Source organism: Intrasporangium calvum, assembly GCF_028446585.1.
Classification (GTDB): domain Bacteria; phylum Actinomycetota; class Actinomycetes; order Actinomycetales; family Dermatophilaceae; genus Intrasporangium; species Intrasporangium calvum_A.
In genome coordinates, this window is the sequence record NZ_JAPFQL010000008.1 from 15,028 (window position 1) to 33,093 (window position 18,066).

16 protein-coding genes are annotated in these 18,066 nt (G+C 71.6%); 6 read left to right on the forward strand and 10 right to left on the reverse strand.

Features of this window, described 5'->3' with window-relative positions; all coding sequences use genetic code 11:
* Positions 1–64 precede the first annotated feature (64 nt).
* Positions 65–514 carry a nuclear transport factor 2 family protein gene (locus OO014_RS03235; protein WP_272460832.1) on the forward strand — a complete coding sequence of 150 codons (450 nt, stop codon included), beginning with the start codon at positions 65–67 and terminating at the stop codon, positions 512–514.
* A gap of 15 nt (positions 515–529) precedes the next feature.
* Here OO014_RS03235 and OO014_RS03240 read toward each other — a convergent pair whose 3' ends face one another.
* Positions 530–1,996, reverse strand: a complete 1,467-nt coding sequence (locus OO014_RS03240; RefSeq protein ID WP_272460833.1) for a D-alanyl-D-alanine carboxypeptidase/D-alanyl-D-alanine-endopeptidase — start codon at positions 1,994–1,996, stop codon at positions 530–532.
* A gap of 132 nt (positions 1,997–2,128) precedes the next feature.
* Between OO014_RS03240 and OO014_RS03245 the strand changes: the two genes are divergently transcribed.
* Positions 2,129–2,647, forward strand: coding sequence for an inorganic diphosphatase (locus OO014_RS03245; RefSeq protein WP_272460834.1), 519 nt, complete (start codon positions 2,129–2,131; stop codon positions 2,645–2,647).
* Positions 2,648–2,751: 104 nt separating this feature from the next.
* Here the strand turns inward: OO014_RS03245 and OO014_RS03250 are convergent, their stop codons facing one another.
* The 4 genes from OO014_RS03250 to OO014_RS03265 form a co-directional block, all read right to left on the reverse strand.
* Positions 2,752–5,040: a sodium-translocating pyrophosphatase gene (locus OO014_RS03250; RefSeq protein WP_272460835.1), complete on the reverse strand. Its 2,289-nt coding sequence runs from the start codon at positions 5,038–5,040 to the stop codon at positions 2,752–2,754.
* A gap of 144 nt (positions 5,041–5,184) precedes the next feature.
* Complete coding sequence (locus OO014_RS03255) at positions 5,185–5,535, reverse strand: DUF202 domain-containing protein (RefSeq protein ID WP_272460836.1); 351 nt, start codon at positions 5,533–5,535, stop codon at positions 5,185–5,187.
* Positions 5,532–5,930 (reverse strand): YidH family protein, encoded by a 399-nt coding sequence (locus tag OO014_RS03260; RefSeq protein WP_272460837.1) that lies wholly within the window; start codon positions 5,928–5,930, stop codon positions 5,532–5,534. The genes OO014_RS03255 and OO014_RS03260 overlap by 4 nt, the downstream gene beginning before the upstream one ends.
* A complete protein-coding gene (locus OO014_RS03265; protein ID WP_272460838.1) occupies positions 5,927–6,298 on the reverse strand; it encodes a GNAT family N-acetyltransferase in 372 nt (123 codons plus the stop codon). Before OO014_RS03265 ends, OO014_RS03260 begins: the two co-directional genes overlap by 4 nt.
* Positions 6,299–6,334: 36 nt before the next feature.
* Here OO014_RS03265 and OO014_RS03270 point away from each other — a divergent pair, with 36 nt between their 5' ends.
* On the forward strand, positions 6,335–7,312 hold the full coding sequence (locus OO014_RS03270; RefSeq protein ID WP_272460839.1) for a pirin family protein: 978 nt from the start codon (positions 6,335–6,337) through the stop codon (positions 7,310–7,312).
* Between the two features lie 64 nt (positions 7,313–7,376).
* Positions 7,377–8,303 (forward strand): LLM class F420-dependent oxidoreductase, encoded by a 927-nt coding sequence (locus OO014_RS03275; protein ID WP_272460861.1) that lies wholly within the window; start codon positions 7,377–7,379, stop codon positions 8,301–8,303.
* 43 nt (positions 8,304–8,346) lie between these two features.
* Here OO014_RS03275 and OO014_RS03280 read toward each other — a convergent pair whose 3' ends face one another.
* Both OO014_RS03280 and OO014_RS03285 read right to left on the reverse strand, forming a co-directional pair.
* Positions 8,347–9,693 carry an MFS transporter gene (locus OO014_RS03280; protein ID WP_272460840.1) on the reverse strand — a complete coding sequence of 449 codons (1,347 nt, stop codon included), beginning with the start codon at positions 9,691–9,693 and terminating at the stop codon, positions 8,347–8,349.
* Between the two features lie 14 nt (positions 9,694–9,707).
* On the reverse strand, positions 9,708–11,129 hold the full coding sequence (locus OO014_RS03285) for an NAD-dependent malic enzyme (RefSeq protein WP_272460841.1): 1,422 nt from the start codon (positions 11,127–11,129) through the stop codon (positions 9,708–9,710).
* A 175-nt stretch (positions 11,130–11,304) separates the two neighbouring features.
* Between OO014_RS03285 and OO014_RS03290 the strand changes: the two genes are divergently transcribed.
* Entirely contained in the window at positions 11,305–13,725 is a 2,421-nt protein-coding gene (locus OO014_RS03290; RefSeq protein WP_272460842.1) for an HAD-IC family P-type ATPase, read from the forward strand.
* Positions 13,712–14,920 carry an MFS transporter gene (locus OO014_RS03295; RefSeq protein ID WP_272460843.1) on the forward strand — a complete coding sequence of 403 codons (1,209 nt, stop codon included), beginning with the start codon at positions 13,712–13,714 and terminating at the stop codon, positions 14,918–14,920. Before OO014_RS03290 ends, OO014_RS03295 begins: the two co-directional genes overlap by 14 nt.
* Positions 14,921–14,984: 64 nt before the next feature.
* On the opposite strand, the gene OO014_RS03300 is transcribed toward OO014_RS03295, so the two are convergent.
* The 3 genes from OO014_RS03300 to OO014_RS03310 form a co-directional block, all read right to left on the reverse strand.
* The gene (locus OO014_RS03300) at positions 14,985–16,523 is read right to left on the reverse strand and encodes a fatty acyl-CoA synthetase (RefSeq protein ID WP_272460844.1); all 1,539 of its coding nucleotides are present in this window, start codon (positions 16,521–16,523) and stop codon (positions 14,985–14,987) included.
* A gap of 24 nt (positions 16,524–16,547) precedes the next feature.
* The gene (locus tag OO014_RS03305; protein ID WP_272460845.1) at positions 16,548–17,345 is read right to left on the reverse strand and encodes an enoyl-CoA hydratase/isomerase family protein; all 798 of its coding nucleotides are present in this window, start codon (positions 17,343–17,345) and stop codon (positions 16,548–16,550) included.
* Between the two features lie 113 nt (positions 17,346–17,458).
* Positions 17,459–17,974, reverse strand: coding sequence for a GNAT family N-acetyltransferase (locus OO014_RS03310; protein ID WP_272460846.1), 516 nt, complete (start codon positions 17,972–17,974; stop codon positions 17,459–17,461).
* Positions 17,975–18,066 lie beyond the last annotated feature (92 nt).

Sequence of the window (18,066 nt, forward strand, 5' to 3'; positions counted from 1 at the left end):
GGCGCGCCGCAGAGGGCGTCCGCACGATCGGTGCACTGAGCAGGGTCGCCGAGAGGAGCGAGCAGTGTTCGTGCAATGGTTCTGGCGCAAACGGATGGCCAAGGTGGCCGAGGCCTTCGAGGCCCGCGACGCCGACCGCCTCGCAGCCCTGTGGCCCGACGACTTCGTCCTCGAGTTCCCGCCGGGGACGCCGATGGCCGGCGAGTGGCGCGGGCGGAGCGCGGCCACCGAGATCATGCGAGCCATCTTCGCCCACAACGCGTCGATGAGGCTCACGGTGCAGGGCGTGGCCATTGACCATCCGTGGTCACCCACGGGGACGTTCAAGGCCTTCGTCGAGTGGGCAGCGGTGGCCAGGAGCGTGGACGGCCACGTCCTCACCGGGACGTTCATCATGGCCTTGGACTTCCGGCGTTGGAAGGCGGTGCGCAACCGGGACCACTTCTTCGACGTGCCGCAGATTGCGGCTCACTACGCCGGGCTTCAGGTGCCGAGCCGGCAGACCGTCGCCTGACCGGCCCCGACGCCGCTATCGACAGCCGCAGGCAGCGATGGCTGCGACGAAGCGGTCCAGGGCCGCCCGTGCCTCCAGCGTCGGCGCGCCGGCGACGAGGCCCGCATAGACGAGCAGTCGTCCGTCGTCGTCGACCACCGACCCGGCGAGCGCGTTGGCCCCGGTCAGGGTGCCGGTCTTGGCGCGGGCTCGCCCGGCTGCGTCGTCGGTGGTGTCGGTGTCGAAGCGGTCTGCCAGAGTCCCGGTCAGCCCACCGATCGGCATGCCGTCCAGCGCGGTACGCAACACCGGGTGCGAACCGGCGTAGCCCAGGGCGAGCACGTCGGTCAGCAGGGTGGCCGTAACGCGGTTCTCGCGCGACAGGCCGCTCGCGTCGGACAGCGTGACGCCCTCAGTGTCGATGCCGAGCGCGCCGATCTGCTCGACGACCCAGGCGCCCACATCGCGGAAGTCGGTGCCCGCACCGGCCCGGAAGGCGGCCTGACGAGCCAGGATCTCGGTCAGGGCGTTGTCCGACTCGGTCAGCGCCAGAGCCAGCTGGTCCCTGATCGGGGCCGACTCCACCGAGCCGAGGAGCTGCACGCCAGGAGCCGGGGTGCCCGTGGCGCTGGTCGAGCCCGTAGCGGTGGGGCCTGCCGCCGGTCCGGTGGTGGTCCGCTTGCCCAGCTCGACCGTGAGGCCGCGCTCCTCCAGCAGCGCTGCGAGGGCCTGCGCCGTCGCCCCGACCGGGTCGGCCGGCCCGGCGTCGCCCGGGGTGGCGCGCTGCGAGCTCAGCCCGAGCATGCCGACCGCGCCGGTGATGCCGAGGCCACGGAAGCTCTCGCCCCACGTCGGCGCGAGCCGGGGCCCGGGGGCGTACGACTCGTCGACGTGCAGGGTCACTGCCCTGGTGCCTGCCTGCTCCAGGGCTGCGGAGACCTGGTCCGCGAGGTCCCCGAGGCCGGCGCGCCCCGAGACGGCACGCGGGTCACCCTTGCCGGGTGCGAGCAACGAGTCCCCGCCGGCCACGAGCACGATCTCGTCCGCGGCAGTCCCCTGGACGACTCTGGTCGTGAGTGTCGCCTCGGGGTCGAACACCTGACCTACAGCCGCGGCCGTGAGCAGCTTCGTGGTCGAGGCCGGGATCCGCAGCTCTGCGCCACGCTCGTCGAACAGCACCTCCCCCGACTGTCCGTCGCGGACCACCAGCGCCGCATCGGCGAGCGCGGGCAACGTCACCACCTTGGCCAGGGCGCGACGGACCCCAGCCGGGCTGGGAGCGGCGCTCTCCCCCGCAAGCGAGCCCAGCGGCATACGGGCCGATGTGGACGGTGACGGCTGCGGGACGACCGGCAGCGTGCGGGTGCCCGGCGTCTCGGTCGGCGGCGGAGGCGGGACCGGGCGGGTCGTGAGGAACCCCGGGGCCCGGTCCGCGATGTCCAGCCCCAGGTAGCCCAGGACGAGCACGGCAGACGCCGTCAGCGCCGCGGTCAACCGCTTCACGACCAGGCCCCTTCATGTCCGCGAGATGGCTGCGTTTTTCGGATCCGTGCCTGCTACGCGACACTGTTCCCCAAGATTCTGTCAGGACCGGCCCCGCGGACCGTCCCGGGGTGAGCCAGAAAGGGCGCAGTCGTGGACTTCGACGTCACCATCGAGATCCCCAAGGGATCACGCAACAAGTACGAGGTCGACCACGAGACGGGGCGGATCCGGCTTGATCGCTTCCTCTACACGTCGATGGCCTACCCCGGCGACTACGGCTACATCGAGCACAGCCTCGGCGAGGACGGCGACCCGCTCGACGCGATCGTCATGATGCCGGAGCCCACCTTCCCGGGCGTCATCATCCACGCCCGCCCGATCGGCGTCTTCCACATGGAGGACGAGGCCGGCGGCGACGACAAGGTGCTGTGCGTGCCGGTCGACCCCCGCATGGACAACCTGCAGGACGTCAGGGACGTCCAGCCCCACAAGCTCGACGAGATCAAGCACTTCTTCGAGCGCTACAAGGACCTCGAGGCCGGCAAGCACGTCGCCGCGGCCGACTGGGGTGACCGGGCGACCGCCGAGCGGATCGTGACCGAGGCCATCCAGCGGGCCTCCGACGAGGGCCACACGACGCATCGTTGGGCGCCGACCACCCCGCACTGACCGCCGACCGGCTGCTCACCCCGAGCGGCGCCCGGACGCCCCGCGAAGCGAAATGCCGCCCACTCCGACGGAGTGGGCGGCATTTGCTGTCTGAGACGGGCCGGTCAGACCGGCTGCTTCTCCGCGGGCACGGGCTCGCTGTGCAGCGACGACTCGCGGCGCTTCGAGACGAGCACCGCACCGACGATGATGGCGACGGCCACCAGCGCGATCGCGTAGCGGATGGCGTCGTTCGCCGAGTCGCCGACCGACAGCGTCACCACTGCAGGGGCGATGAGCAGCGAGACGAGGTTCATCACCTTGAGCAGCGGGTTGATCGCCGGACCGGCGGTGTCCTTGAACGGGTCGCCGACGGTGTCGCCGATGACGGTGGCCTCGTGGGCCGGTGAGCCCTTGCCGCCGTGGACGCCGTCCTCGACGATCTTCTTGGCGTTGTCCCAGGCCCCACCCGAGTTGGCGAGGAAGACGGCCATCAGGGTGCCCGTGGCGATGGTGCCGGCGAGGTAGCCCGCCAGCGGGCCGACGCCGAGACCGAAGCCGACGGCGATGGGCGCGAAGACCGCGAGGAGACCCGGCGTGGCCAGCTCGCGCAGCGAGTCGCGGGTGACGATGTCGACGACCTTGCCGTACTCCGGCTTGCCGGTGCCCTCCATGATGCCGGGGATGTCGCGGAACTGGCGACGGACCTCCATGACGACAGCGCCCGCCGCACGAGCGACGGCGTTGACGGCCAGGCCGGAGAAGAGGAAGACCACCGAGGCACCGATGAGCATGCCGACGAGCGTCTCCGGGGAGACGACGTTGGCGACGAAGAAGCCACCGGCAGCCTCGCCCGCCTCGGCCAGCGCAGTGCCGATCGCGTCGGAGTAGGAACCGAAGAGCGCGGTCGCGGCGAGCACGGCCGTGGCGATGGCGATGCCCTTGGTGATGGCCTTCGTCGTGTTGCCGACCGCGTCGAGCTCGGTGAGGATCGCGGCACCCTCGTCGGAGACCTCGCCACTCATCTCCGCGACGCCCTGGGCGTTGTCGGAGACCGGGCCGAAGGTGTCCATCGCGACGATGACACCGACGGTGGTGAGGAGGCCACAGCCGGCGAGCGCGACGGCGAAGAGCGAGACGATGACCGAGCCGGAGAGCACGAACGCCCCGTAGACGGCCGCGCCGATGACGAGCGCCGTGTAGACCGCCGACTCGAAGCCGACCGAGATGCCGCCGAGGATGACCGTGGCCGCACCGGTGAGGGACGAGCGGGCGACGCCCTGCGTCGGGTTCGTCTCGGTGCCGGTGAAGTAGCCGGTCAGCCAGAGGATGATCGCGGCGAGGACGATGCCGATGATGACCGCGACGGTCGCGATGAGAGCCGGGTTGCCGTCCTGGCCGGCGACGGCGTCGACGCCGAGCTCACCGAAGGTCGACGGCAGGTAGGTGAACGCCGCCACCCCGGAGAGCACGGCCGAGATGACTGCCGAGATGTAGAACGACCGGTTGATCGTGACGAGACCCGGCTCGCCGACCCGTGCCCGCGTGATGTAGACGCCGACGATGGCGGTGAGGACACCGATGGCGGGAACGATGAGCGGGAAGATCAGACCCTTCGTGCCGAAGGCCGAGCTGCCGAGGATGAGCGAGGCGACGAGCGTGACGGCGTAGGACTCGAAGAGGTCGGCCGCCATGCCGGCGCAGTCACCGACGTTGTCGCCCACGTTGTCCGCGATCGTCGCAGCGTTGCGGGGGTCGTCCTCGGGAATGCCCTGCTCGACCTTGCCGACGAGGTCAGCGCCGACGTCGGCCGCCTTGGTGAAGATGCCGCCACCGACACGCATGAACATGGCGAGCATCGCGGCACCGAAGCCGAAGCCCTCGAGGACCTTGGGTGCCTCGCCGGCGTAGACGAGGACGACGACCGCTGCACCGAGCAGGCCCAGACCGGTGGTCGCCATGCCGACGGCCCCGCCGGTGCGGAAGGCGACCTGCATGGCCTTCTCGCGCCCGCCCTCGCCGTTGGCGGCGGCGGCGACACGGACGTTGGCGCGCGTCGCGAGCCACATGCCGAAGTAGCCGATCGAGGCCGAGAAGGCGGCCCCGAGGAGGAAGAAGATGGACCGGCCGATCCGCTCACTCGTGGTGGTGGCGGGCAGCGCGAACAAGAGCACGAAGACGATGACGACGAAGATGCCGAGCGTGCGGAACTGCCGGGCCAGGTAGGCCGCTGCACCCTCCTGCACCGCCGCCGAGATCTCCTGCATCTTGGGCGTGCCCTGGCCGGCTGCGAGCACACCGGCACGCAGCACGAAGGCGATGACGAGGGCCACGAGCGCGACGACCGCGACGCCTATGACGATTCCTTGGTCACTGCCGGTGACGGCGATCTCCGCCGCTGTTAGGGAAGACATCGAACTCCTGATCCATGCAGCATGCATATTCGTGGGACCGGTCGACACCCATGCGGACCGGCACTGGCCGAACGCGTTTCCCGTCGGTGGCCCGACGTGACGCTGCGTACTCTAGGGCATGGCTCCGGTGTGGCGACCGGTGACTCAGGTCACGATGGCGGACACGATTTCGACGAGGCTGACCAGCACCAGCGCGCCGGTGACGAGGGCCGGCAGGGCACCGTCGTGAAGGGTGGGCCGGTCACGCCGGTGGGAGCTGCGCTCTCGGAGTGAGGCGAACGCGACCCACAACCCGGCCCCGACCGCGAGCAGGGTGGGGAGCACGGCGCCCAGACCCACGCCGGTCACGGCCACGCGCCCGACGAACAGCGCGGCGACGGTGATGGCCAACCCGGTGCGGAGCCAGGACAGCGCCGTCCGCTCCGTCGCGAGACCGGGGTCTCGGGGCGGCCGGTCGGGCGGCGAGCGGTCGGGACCGGATGGTGGGCGCGTCATGGTGAGCGCAGCAGTGCCGTGAGGACGAGGCCCAGCGCGACCGCTGCGACGGCAAGAGCGACGACGGCCGCGAACGGCGCGCTCGGGAGCGGCGCCCCGGTCCGCATGGCGCGCTCGGTGCGGGCCCACCCTCGCCAGGCCTGGAGCGCGGCCATGAGGGCGACGAGCGCGAGCAGCAGGGCGATCAGCCGCTGCGCGCTGTCCGGCATGGGCAGGTCGAGCGCATCGAGGGCGGCCGCGCCGGCCAGCAGGGCCAGCGTCGTGCGGATCCACGCGAGGAAGGTTCGCTCGTTCGCCAGGCTGAAGCGGGGGTCGGGCTCGTCGCCCTCCCCGTAGACCGAACGCGGCCAGCGGCGGTCGTCCCGGTGCGGGTCGCTCCCGCTCGCCTCGGTCACCGGGTCGCTCGACGGACGGCATCCAGGGCGGGGGCATCGACGGCGTCCACGATGTCGGTCCAGCCCGGGTGCTGCTGCACGTACCTGGCCACGTAGGGGCAGACGGCGACGATGCGCAGGCCGTGCTCTCGCGTCGCGTTCAGGGCCTGACGCACCAGGATCGCGGCCAGACCCTGGCCTGAGTACTCCTCGTCGACCTCAGTGTGGAAGAAGATGCGCCGCCTGTGCTGCTCGGTGTATTCCGTGAATCCGGCTCGAGTCTCACCGACCGCGATCTCGAAGCGGCTCCGGTCAGGGTTGTGCGTCACGACAGGGTCGGCGGTGCTCTGCTCGGTCACGTCGCCTCCGGTCTGCGGGTCCGTTTGCATGGCCTGAGTCTGCCCGACCGGTCTAGCGTGGTCGAGGTGAGCAACCCGGAGAAGAACCCAGCAGAGGTCGTGTGCGACGAGCGCGAGGCCGACGGCCCCGGAGCGGCGCTCGTGCTCCCCTATCGGAACGTGCCCCTCGGCGGTCCGCGTGCCATGCCGGTGCGGCGCAGCCTGCCGCAGCGGGAGCGTTCCCTGATCGGCGCCTGGTGCTTCGTCGACCACTACGGTCCGGACGACGTGTCGGAGACCGGCGGGATGAAGGTGCCGGGCCATCCACACACCGGCCTCCAGACGGTGTCCTGGCTCTTCACCGGCGAGATCGAGCACCGTGACACGACCGGCGCCCACGCGATGGTCCGGCCCGGACAGCTCAACATCATGACCGCAGGGTCGGGCATCGCCCACTCGGAGTACTCGACCGGCGAGACCACCATGCTCCATGGCGCCCAACTGTGGGTGGCCCTGCCGGACGAGCATCGCTTCGTCTCGCCGGGGTTCGAGCACTACGCGCCGCCGGCCATCGAGATCGAGGGCGCCAAGGTTCTCGTCTTCCTCGGCAGCCTCTTCGGCGAGACGTCCCCCGTCTCCATGTACTCCGACCTCGTCGGCGCGGAGATCAACCTCGCCGCCGGGCAACGTCTCGAGATCGAGGTCGATCCTCGACATGAGCACGGGTTCCTCTGTGACACCGGCACGCTGACGTCGGGCGGGGCTGCGGCGAAACCGGGCGAGATCCTCTTCCATCCGCTTGGACGGGACCGCATCACCGTCGAGGCCAGCTCCTCCGAGGAGACGCGAGTCCTGCTCCTGGGCGGTGCGCCGCTCGGCGAGCAGATCGTCATGTGGTGGAACTTCATCGGTCGCACGCACGACGAGGTGGTGCGCTTCCGCGAGGGGTGGCAGCGCGAGCGTGAGGCTCGTGGCGGGGTGCAGTTCGGCGCCTTCCCCGACGCGTGGCCGGACACCCTCCCCGCGCCGGAGCTGCCGAACGTCCGCCTCCGCACACGCGGCTGAGCCGGCGGCGGCCACCCGCCCGGGAATCGCTCACCGGCGACCCGTGTTGGCCAGTGACGTGACCATCGACCTGCGTGTCTTCACCGAGCCCCAGCAGGGCGCCACCTACGACGACCTGCTCGCGGTGGCCCGCGCCGCGGAGGATCTCGGCTTCGGTGGCTTCTTCCGCTCCGATCACTACCTGCACATGAGCGGTGACGGCGGGCCCGGACCCACGGACGCGTGGACGACGTTGGCGGGGCTGGCCCGAGACACCTCCACGATCCGTCTCGGGACCCTGGTGACCTCGGCGACCTTCCGGCTGCCCGGGCCCCTGTCGGTCCAGGTGGCCGGTGTGGACCAGATGAGCGGTGGCCGGGTGGAGCTGGGCCTCGGGGCCGGCTGGTTCGAGCAGGAGCACACGGCCTACGGCATCCCCTTCCCTGCTCTCGGCGATCGCTTCGACCGGCTCGAGGAGCAGCTCGCCGTCATCACGGGCCTGTGGGAGACGCCGGTCGGACAGACCTTCTCCCACAACGGCGCTCACTACCCCATCGCCGACTCGCCCGCGCTGACGAAGCCCGTCCAGGAAGGCGGGGTGCCGCTCATCATCGGTGGCGCCGGGAAGCGACGGACCCCCGCCCTCGCCGCGCAGTATGCCGCTGAGTTCAACGCCGCTTTCCAGCCGGCTTCGGCTTCGGGCGAGCTCTTCAGACGAGTCCGCGCGGCCTGCGCCGAGCGGGGTCGTGACGGTGACGACCTCGTGTACTCCGCGGCGCAGGTGGTCGTGCTGGGTGACGACGCTGCGACGCTGAAGCGTCGCGCGGACGCCATCGGCCGTGAGGTCGACGAGCTGCGCGCCAATGGCCTGGCCGGGTCTGCGGACGAGATCGTCGACCGGATCGGGGCGTTCGCCGAGGTCGGGGCGTCGCGCATCTACCTGCAGGTGCTGGACCTGGCCGACCTCGACCATCTCGAGGACATCGCGCACCGGGTCGCCCCCCAGCTCTGAGGCCGGCCGAGGCTGCGCGGAGCCCCGCGCTCGGCACCCCGCGTCAGTGGAAGGTGACGTTGTGGCCCGCCTGCATGGCCGCATACGCCTCGGGGTCCGACTCGAGGGCCGCCCGCCGGGTCTTGCGGCGGTATCTCCAGATCTGGGCCAGGCCCAACCCCCACACGGGGAACTGGATCGCCATCGCGGCGCGGAACGCGTCGGTGTCCCACGTCGAGGGCCCCGCCGGGGCCACCTTGTCCAGCACGACGCCGACGAGCGCCACCGCAGTCAGGGTCGCGACGAAGCCGCCGGTGTTGACGATGCCGGAGGCGCTGCCGAGCCGGGTCGGCGGGTTGAACGTGCGGGCCATGTCGAAGCCGATCATCGACCCCGGCCCACCGACCGCGATGGTGATGACGAGGACGACGAGCAGCCACAGCGGCGCCCGTCCGGGCCACAGCAGCACCGCCGCCCAGGCGGCCACGCCCGCCAGCACGATCCAGATGACGAGCGTGCTGCGCGAGAACGGATAGCGCATCACCAGGGTCCCGACGAGCGGGCTCGTCGCCATCGAGGTGGCCGTCATGACCATGAGCAGGATGCTCGCCGACTGGGCGGACAGCCCCTGGCCGGACACGAGGAAGGGGAACCCCCAGAGCATCGTGAACATGTTGGCCGCGAACTGGGAGGTGAAGTGGGTCCACAGCCCCAGGCGCGTGCCCGGCACCAGCCAGGCCTGGCGCAGCGTCCGGGCGAGCGCGGCCAGCCGAAGCTCCTCGCGGTGATGGTCGGTGTAGGGGCTGTCCTTCACGAGCGCGACGAGAAGCACCCCGGTCACGACACCGAGCGCTGAGGCGACGGCATACGACGGCGTCCACCCGAAGGTCGACAGGGCCGCAGCGAGCGGCCCGGCCGCAGCCAGCGCCCCGAGCTGGCCGAGCAGACCGGTCAGCTGCGTCACCATCGGCGTCCGCCGGGGAGAGAACCACAGCGCAGCCAGCCGCAGCACCGAGATGAAGACCATCGAGTCGCCCATGCCGAGGAGGACCCGGCAGGCCAGCGCGGCGGCATACGAGTCGATGAAGGCGAAGGCGAACTGCGCCACGGTGACGAGGGTCAGCCCGACGCCGAGCAGCCGCTTCGAGCCGAACCGGTCGAGCAGTGCCCCCACCGGCAGCTGCATGGCCGCATAGACGAAGACCTGGACGATGGTGAAGGTCGACAGCTCGGCAGAGCTGATCCCGAAGCGTTCGGCCGCCTGCAGGCCGGCCACGCCGAGCGAGGTCCGGTGGAACACCGCGAGGACGTAGACGCTGATCGCGGCGAGCCACACGGCCCAGGCGCGCCGGCCGTCGAGGGCAAAGCTCAGTGCCGGCCGCGCTGGGCCCGCCCCACTCGCTCCCGTCACGACGTCACCTCGGCTCATTCCTCCGCGTCGGGAACCTTCGCGACGCAGTCGACGATCGCCTTGGCGACGGTCTTGCTCATGTCGGGGTGGAAGACGCTGGGGATGATGTAGTTCGGGTTGAGCTGCTCGTCGGTGACGACCGATGCGATCGCCTCGGCGGCCTTGATGAGCATCTCCGTGGTCACGTCGTGCGCCCGGGCGTCGAGCAGGCCGCGGAAGACGCCGGGGAAGGCGAGCACGTTGTTGATCTGGTTGGGGTAGTCGCTCCGGCCGGACGCGACGACGGTAGCGTGCTTCGTCGCCTCGTGGATGTCGACCTCGGGGTCGGGGTTGGCGAGCGCGAAGACGACGCGCTTCGGCGCCATCTCGTCGATCCACGCGGGGTCGAGGATCCGGGGAGCGCTGACGCCGATGAAGACGTCGGCGCCCTGGATCCCGGCGCGCAGGTCGCCGGTGAGGCCGCGGGGGTTGGTCATCTCCGCGAGGTTGCGCCACGCGGGGGTGAGCCGGTCGTCGTCGCGGTGGAGCAGGCCGATCCGGTCATAGACGGTCACGTCGACGGCACCGGCGGCGAGGAGCAGCTGCACGATGGCCGACCCGGCCGCGCCGCCGCCGGACACGAGGATCCGCGCCTCGGGCAGCTTCTTGCCGACCACGCGCAGCGCGTTGGTCAGCGCGGCGAGCACGACGATGGCCGTGCCGTGCTGGTCGTCGTGGAAGACCGGGATGTCGAGCCGCTCGCGCAGCTTGGCCTCGATCTCGAAGCACTTCGGCGCCGCGATGTCCTCCAGGTTGATGCCGCCGAAGCCCGGGGCGATGAGCTCGACGGTCCGGACGATCTCGTCGACGTCGGTCGTGTCGAGGCAGATCGGCCACGCGTCGATGCCGGCGAACCGCTTGAACAGGGCGGCCTTGCCCTCCATCACCGGCAGCGCGGCCTTGGGCCCGATGTCGCCGAGTCCGAGGACGGCGGTGCCGTCGGTGACGACGGCGACGGAGTTGCCCTTGATGGTCAGGCGCCGGGCGTCCTCGGGGTGCTCGGCGATCGCCATGCTGACGCGCCCGACGCCGGGCGTGTAGGCCATCGCGAGGTCCTGGCGGTTGCGCAGGTTGACCTTCGACTCGACGCTGATCTTGCCGCCGAGGTGGAGCAGGAAGACGAGGTCGGACACCTTGTGGACGCGGACGCCCTCGAGCGTCTCGACGGCGGCGACGAGCTCGCTCGCGTGGTCGCCGTCCGAGGCGGAGGCGGTGAGGTCGATGACGAGCGAGTCGGGGTGCGAGTCGACGACGTCGAGCGCGGTCGTGATGCCGCCGCTCTCTGCGATCTTCGTCGCGAGCTCACCGATGACGGCCGGGTCGGTGCCCGTGTGCAGTCTCATCGTGATCGAGTAGGAGGCAGTGGTGGCTCGGGCACGCTGGATCGACTCAGTCACCCGCTGATGGTCCCATGATCGGGCGCTTTCGCCCCCGTCCTGTCCGAAGGGCGACCGCGAGCGGCCGCATCTCACCTCGTCACCGCAGTCCTGGGCACCCGCGTCGACCGCAGGGCGCTCTGGGCGACGGGACCGTCCTCGGGGAGCGAGCCCAGCGGCATACGACAATGGGGTGGTGACGACCACCGGGGAAGCGCTGACCGATCGCGTGACGGGCCTGACCGGCGACCAGGTCGCCGAGCGGGTCGCGCGCGGCCAGGTCAACGAGGTCGGCGAGCGGACCTCCCGCTCGATCGGCGAGATCGTGCGGGCCAACGTCCTCACCCGGTTCAACGCCATCCTCGGGGCGCTCTTCGTCCTCGTGCTGACGACGGGTTCGTGGGCGGACGGCCTATTCGGGATCATCCTGGTCGTCAACTCCGCCATCGGCATCACCCAGGAGTACCTCGCGAAGCGCAAGCTCGACCGGCTCGCCCTGCTGCACGCCCCGACGACCCGCGTCGTCCGGGACGGTCAGACGCTGGACGTGCCGACGCGCGAGGTCGTCCTCGACGACCTCATCGAGCTGCGCGCCGGCGACGAGGTCCCCGCCGACGGAGTTCTCCTCACCTCCGAGGGGCTCGAGCTCGGCGAGGCCAACCTGACGGGTGAGTCGGATCCCGTGCACCACCCGGCCGGCGACGAGATCCTGTCGGGCACCAGCGTGGTGGCGGGGTCGGGACGCTACCGCGCGAAGGCCGTCGGGCGGGACGCCTACGTCAACCGGATCGCCGCCGAGGCAAGGAAGTTCACGCGCACGCACTCGGAGATCCAGGCCTCGGTCAACACGCTGCTGCGCTACATCACGTGGATCATCGTCATCGCCCTGCCCCTGCAGGTCTGGTCGCAGTGGAAGGTCGTCGGCGAGCAGGGCTGGCAGGCCGTCGTCATCCGGTCCGCCGCCGGTGTCGTCGGGCTGGTCCCCGAGGGCCTCGTCCTGCTGACGTCGGTGGCCTTCCTGCTGGCGGCGGTCCAGCTCACGCGGGACCAGGTCCTCGTCCAGCAGCTGCCCGCCGTGGAGGGACTGGCCCGGGTCGATGTCGTGTGCCTCGACAAGACGGGCACCCTGACGGTCGGCGAGATCGCCTTCGAGGACGCCCGGCCGACCGGCGACGCCGACCCCGAGGTGGTGCGTTGCGCCCTGGGCGCCCTGGCCGACGACCCCAACGCCAACGGGACCCTCGCCGCTGTCGGAGCCGCGCTGGACTCCCCCGGCTGGCAGCGCACCGCCACCGTCCCGTTCAACTCCCAGCGCAAGTGGAGCGCGGCCTGCTTCGTCGACCACGACACGTGGGTCCTCGGGGCCCCCGAGGTCCTGCTGGCCGAGCAGGACACGCTCCGCGACGAGGTGGTCGAGCTGGCCCGGCGGGGCCGCCGGGTCGTCCTCCTCGCCCGCAGCACCCAACCGCTGACCGAGCCCGTGCTGCCCGACGACCTCACCCCAGCGGCCCTCGTGACCCTGACGGAGCAGATCCGCCCCGACGCACGCGCCACCCTCGACTACTTCGCGCAGGAGGGGGTCGCGATCAAGATCATCTCCGGGGACAATCCGCAGACGGTCGCCGCGGTGGCCCGCGAGGTGGGACTGGAGCCGGGTGACCCGATCGATGCGCGCACGCTCACGGACGACCCCGACGACCTGCGCGACATCCTCCGGCGCACCATGGTGTTCGGGCGGGTCTCCCCCGAGCAGAAGCGCGCCTTCGTCCACGCGCTCCAGGCAGACGGTCACGTCGTCGCGATGACCGGAGACGGGGTCAACGACGCCCTCGCCCTCAAGGACGCCGACATCGGCGTCGCCATGGGCAACGGCGCCCAGGCGACGAGGGCCGTCGCCGAGCTCGTCCTGCTCGACGGCCGGTTCGCCCACCTGCCCAAGGTCCTCGCCGAGGGCCGCCGCGTCATCGGCAACGTCGAGCGGGTCGCCAACCTCTTCGTCGCCAAGAACGCCATGAGCCTCGTGGCGATCCTCGCCGCCGCCCTGGCCGCCCTCCCCTTCCCGTTCCTCCCGCGCCACCTGACGCTGGTGTCGATGCTGACCATCGGCACGCCCGCGTTCTTCCTCGCGCTCGGCCCCAACCGGCAGCGCTACCTGCCGGGCTTCCTGCGGCGCATCCTGCGCTTCGCCGTGCCGTCCGGGACCATCGCCGGCCTCGCCGTGATCGCCTCCTACGTCCTGAGCGGGCGTGGCCACGGAGTGCCTCCCGAGGAGTTCTCGGCGCGGTGCGAGATCGCCCGTCCCGGTGCGGCGCTCGACCTCGCCTGCGTCCAGCCGAGCACGGGCGCGACGATCACCCTCCTCGTCGTCTTCTTCTGGATCCTCGTCGTGCTCGCCCGGCCCTTCCTCTGGTGGAAGGCCCTGCTCATCGGGGTCATGGCCGTCCTCGCGCTCCTCGCCTTCGTCCTGCCGGCCGGCGACGCGTTCTTCGGCTTCCACGCGCCCTGGACGCTCGTGTGGCAGTCCCTGGCCATCGGACTCGTCGGCGCGGCGCTCATCGAGCTGCTCCACCGCTGGGCCCACCGCCGAGACGCGGGAGCCGCCCGTGTCACCCCTTGACTCCTACCGGAGCCTCTTCGGCCTCACCGGCCCCGCCTACGTCCTCATCGCCTTCGTGGCGCGCCTGCCGCTCGCCATGGGCCAGCTCGGCACCCTGCTGCTCGTCGCTGGCGCAACGGGCAGCTACGGAGCGGGCGGGGCGGCTGCCGGCAGCCTCGCGATCGCCAACGCGGTGGGCGCGCCCGTGTGGGGTGCGTGGGCCGACCGGTTCGGCCAGCGGCGGGTCGTCGCGGTCCAGTCCCTCGCCGGGGCAGCCGGCCTCGCGACGCTGCTCGCCATCGTCCACAGCCCACTCCCCTGGGTCTGGTCAGCCGTGGCGAGCGCCCTTGCCGGCCTCTTCCTCCCGCAGATCGGCCCGCTGGCTCGGGTGCGCTGGCGGCCCATCACGGAGCGGACCGGCCGGCCGCAGCCGCGCCTCGTCGAGACGGCGTTCTCCTATGAGGGCGCCGCCGACGAGGCGTCCTTCGTCCTCGGGCCGGCGCTCATCGGGCTCGGCGTCTCCCTCGCCAGCCCGACGGTGGCCCTCGCGGCGGCGGCTCTCGTCCTCGCCACGTTCGGCACGTGGTTCGCCCTCCACGACACGGCTGCCCTGACCCACGCCGTCACCCGCCGCACGACCGCTGCCGCCGGCCGCCTCCTCACCGGCGCCCTGACGCTGCTCTGCGCGAGCCAGTTCGTCATCGGCACCGTCTTCGGGTCGGTGCAGACCGGGACGACGGTCCTGGCCACCTCCGCCGGGTCCCCCGGGCTCACGGGCTACTTCCACGCCCTCCTCGGCGTCGGGAGCGTGGTCGCGGGCCTCGGGATGGCAGCCCTGCCTCCCACGTGGCCGCTGCCGGCCCGGCTGGGCTGGTTCGCCGTCGCCCTGCTCCTGCTCGCCGTGCCCCTGCTCATCGTCGACTCGCTCGCGGCGCTCGTCCCGGTCCTGCTCGTCCTCGGGGTCAGCATCGCGCCCTACATGATCACCACCTTCACCGTCGGCGAGCGGGTCACGCCCCGTTCCCGCACCGGCGCCGCCATGACCCTGCTGGCCGCAGCGACCGGGCTCGGCTACGCCGTGGGAGCAGCCGTCGCCGGGCGCCTCGCGGACTGGGGTGGGCACACGCCGGCCTTCGCCGTGACGGTTGCTGCGGGCGCATTCGCCGTCGTGCTGTCCTGGGCCGGCCGCGGCGTGCTGGCACGCGCGCTCAGTTGACCCCAAGACCGTATGCCGCTGAGCTGGCTTGCGCTGGAAGCCGGCTCAGCGGCATACGACCTCTTCAGGCTCGTGCGCCCGAGTCAGCCCCCGATCGCAGCTCGCGCTTGAGGATCTTGCCGGACGCGTTGCGCGGCAGGGCATCGACGAAGGTGATCCGCTTCGGGATCTTGAAGGAGGCGAGGGAGCCGCGGACGTGGTCGATGAGGTCCGCCTCGGTCACCTCCGCCTTGGGAACGACGAAGGCGGTCACGGCCTCGACCCACTTCTCGTCCGGGCTGCCCACGACGGCGACCTCGGCGACAGCGGGGTGCGTGTAGAGCGCGTCCTCGACCTCGCGGGAGGCCACGAGCACGCCGCCGGTGTTGATGACGTCCTTGATGCGGTCGACGACGAAGAGGTAGCCCTCCTCGTCGATGCGCACCAGGTCCCCGGAGTGGAACCACTCACCGGCAAAGGCCTCCTCGGTGGCCTCGCGGTTGTCCCAGTAGCCGTCGCAGAGCTGCGGGGAGCGGTAGATCACCTCGCCCGTCCCACCCGGCTCGACGTCGTTGCCCTCGGGGTCGACGACCCGGGCCTCGACGAAGAGCACCGGTCGTCCCGCGGAGTCGGGCCGGTCGGCGTGCTCCTCGGGGCGCAGCACCGTGGCGAGCGGGGCGACCTCGGACTGGCCGAAGCAGTTGTAGAAGCCGAGGTCCGGCGCCTTGCCCTGGATCCGCTGGAGGATCGGCACCGGCATGATCGAGGCGCCGTAGTACGCCTTGTGCAGCCCGTCGAGGTCGCGCGTCTCGAAGTCGGCATGGTTGGCCATCGCCACCCAGAGGGTCGGCGCCGCGAAGAACGCGCGGTGGCCGTCGTGCTCGATGCGCCGCAGGACCTCGCCCGCGTCCGGCACCTCGAGGATCGTGTTGGTCGCCCCCACGGCGAGCCACGGCACGAGGAAGACGTGCATCTGCGCCGAGTGGTAGAGCGGCATGACGTGGAGCGGGTTGTCGTCCGGGGCCAGGTCGAGCGCCACGATGCACGAGACGTACTCGTGGACCAGTGCCCGGTGGCTCATGATGGCGGCCTTGGGCCGGGACGTCGTCCCCGACGTGTAGAGGAACTGCGCGGTGTCGGTGTCGGCGACCTCCACCTCGATCTCGGGGACCGGCCCCGCGAGGGCGACGTCGATGAGCGAGCCCTCGGCGTCGCGGAGCGGGATCCGGTGCTCGAGCAGGTCCAGGGCCTCCGGGTCGAGCAGGTCCACGTGCCCGGCGAGGGCCGGGTCGTGCAGGATCGTCCGGCTGCCCGACTGGGTGACCAGATAGCTGAGCTCCGGACCGGTCAGGTTGTAGTTGAGCGGGACGTGGACGAGACCGGCGCGGGCGCAGGCGAGGAAGCCGATGAGGTAGGCGTCAGAGTTCTTGCCGTAGGCCGCTACCCGGGCGCCCTTGGTCAGGCCGAGGCCGAGCAGATGGGCGGCCGCCCGGGAGACCGCCTCGTCGAGGGCGGCATAGCTGAGCGTCCGGTCGCCGAAGATCGTGGCCGGGCGGTCCCGGAACGTCCGGGCGCTGCGCCGGATGATGCCGTCGACGGTGCTGCTGCGGGTCATGAGCGACATGCGTTCTCCTGGTGCTCGGGTGGGTCAACGGTTGACGAAGCGGGTGATGCGCTCCTGGGCCTCGGCGGAGACGACGGCCCCGGCGATCGTCTCGACCTCGTCGGCGGCGCTCTCGGCGCGGGTCGCGGCCCAGGCACCTCGGAGCAGGCGCTTGGCCTGTCCGAGCGCCGCAGGCCCTCCCGCGGCACCGGTCGCGAGTGCCTCGGCCAGGGCCAGGCCGCGCTCTGCGAGGGTGTCGTCGGGGACGACCTCGGTGACCAGGCCCCAGTCAGCGGCCTCGTCAGCAGCGAGGACCCGACCCGTGAGAGCGAGGGCCAGCGCCCGCTGCTGGCCCACGGCCCGCGGGAGCAGGTAGGAGACGCCGCAGTCCGGGGTGAGGCCGATGCCCGCGTAGGCCATGGTGAAGCGGGTCGAGGCGGCAGCGACGACGACGTCGGAGTTGAGCAGGAACGCCAGCCCGGCCCCGGCCACGCTGCCCTGCACCGCGGCGACCACGGGCACCGGCAGCTCGGACAGGCGCCGCAGCTGCTCCTCCAGGGCGGTGGCGAGCTCGCGGAGGTAGGCGGGCTGGTCGTCCGCTGCGACGAAGGAGCGGACATCGCCACCCGCACAGAAGCGGGGCCCTTCGCCCGTCAGCAGCACCGCGGCGATGTCGTCGCGGGCAGCGTCAGCCGCTGCGGCGTCGATCGCGTCCCGCAGCGCCCACGTCGCCGGGAGGTCGAACGCGTTGGACGCGTCGGGCCGCTCGAGGATGAGCCGGGCCACCTGGCCGGATCGCTCGTAGCGGACCCCACGCGCCTCGCTCGGCGCGCCGTCAGCCATGGTCACCAGCCCTTTCCGGGGTCGTCCGTGACTCCTGCGCCGATCGTAGGACGTCCACGCATCTGTGGGACAAGGGCGGTCCGACCCGTGGACCCACGGCGACCCGCCGCCGCTCATCGCGTGAGGCGCATCCGCATCGCGGGCCAGGTGGTCACCCTGAAGCCGAGGTGCTCGTAGAGCCCAGCGCCTTCGCCGGTCGCGAAGAGCTCGATCATCGAGGCCTCCGTCTCGTGCTGGAACCAGTCGAGCACCCCGACGACGCAGGCGCGAGCGAGGCCCTGCCCGCGCGCCTCCGGGACCGTCGCGACGTTGCTGAGCAGCCCCCAGACGCCGTTGGCGTTGACCGGTGACGGCATCTCGAAGCGGAGTGAGCCCATCGCCCCCGCGAGCACCGTGCCGTCCCGCTCCGCGACGATGGCGCACGTATGCCGCTGGGCCGGCTCCCCCTGGAACCAGCGGACCGCGTCCTGCCGCCACTCCTGCGCGTCGACGCCGCCGACCCCCATTGCCGAGAACATCAGGGCACGGAGCTCGACCACGGCCTGGGCATCGTCGGCCGTCGCACGTCTGATGACGACGTCACCCTCCGGGCGGGTTTGACGCCGGCTGGACCGAGCCCCGGGCTGCATCTGCCCAGCGTAGACCCGCAGCCCACCGACCCCGGGGACGGCGGGTCAGACGTCTGAGAGCTCCGGAAAGACCGCTGGGTTGCCTTGCAGTG

What these genes read in the sequence shown, in the direction of transcription:
- OO014_RS03250 (WP_272460835.1), bottom strand. Translation starts at nt 5,040, where the DNA reads ATGTCTTCCCTAACAGCGGCGGAGATCGCCGTCACCGGCAGTGACCAA.
- OO014_RS03255 (WP_272460836.1), bottom strand. Translation starts at nt 5,535, where the DNA reads ATGACGCGCCCACCATCCGGTCCCGACCGCTCGCCGCCCGACCGGCCG.
- OO014_RS03265 (WP_272460838.1), bottom strand. Translation starts at nt 6,298, where the DNA reads ATGCAAACGGACCCGCAGACCGGAGGCGACGTGACCGAGCAGAGCACC.
- OO014_RS03300 (WP_272460844.1), bottom strand. Translation starts at nt 16,523, where the DNA reads ATGTCGCTCATGACCCGCAGCAGCACCGTCGACGGCATCATCCGGCGC.
- OO014_RS03305 (WP_272460845.1), bottom strand. Translation starts at nt 17,345, where the DNA reads ATGGCTGACGGCGCGCCGAGCGAGGCGCGTGGGGTCCGCTACGAGCGA.
- OO014_RS03310 (WP_272460846.1), bottom strand. Translation starts at nt 17,974, where the DNA reads ATGCAGCCCGGGGCTCGGTCCAGCCGGCGTCAAACCCGCCCGGAGGGT.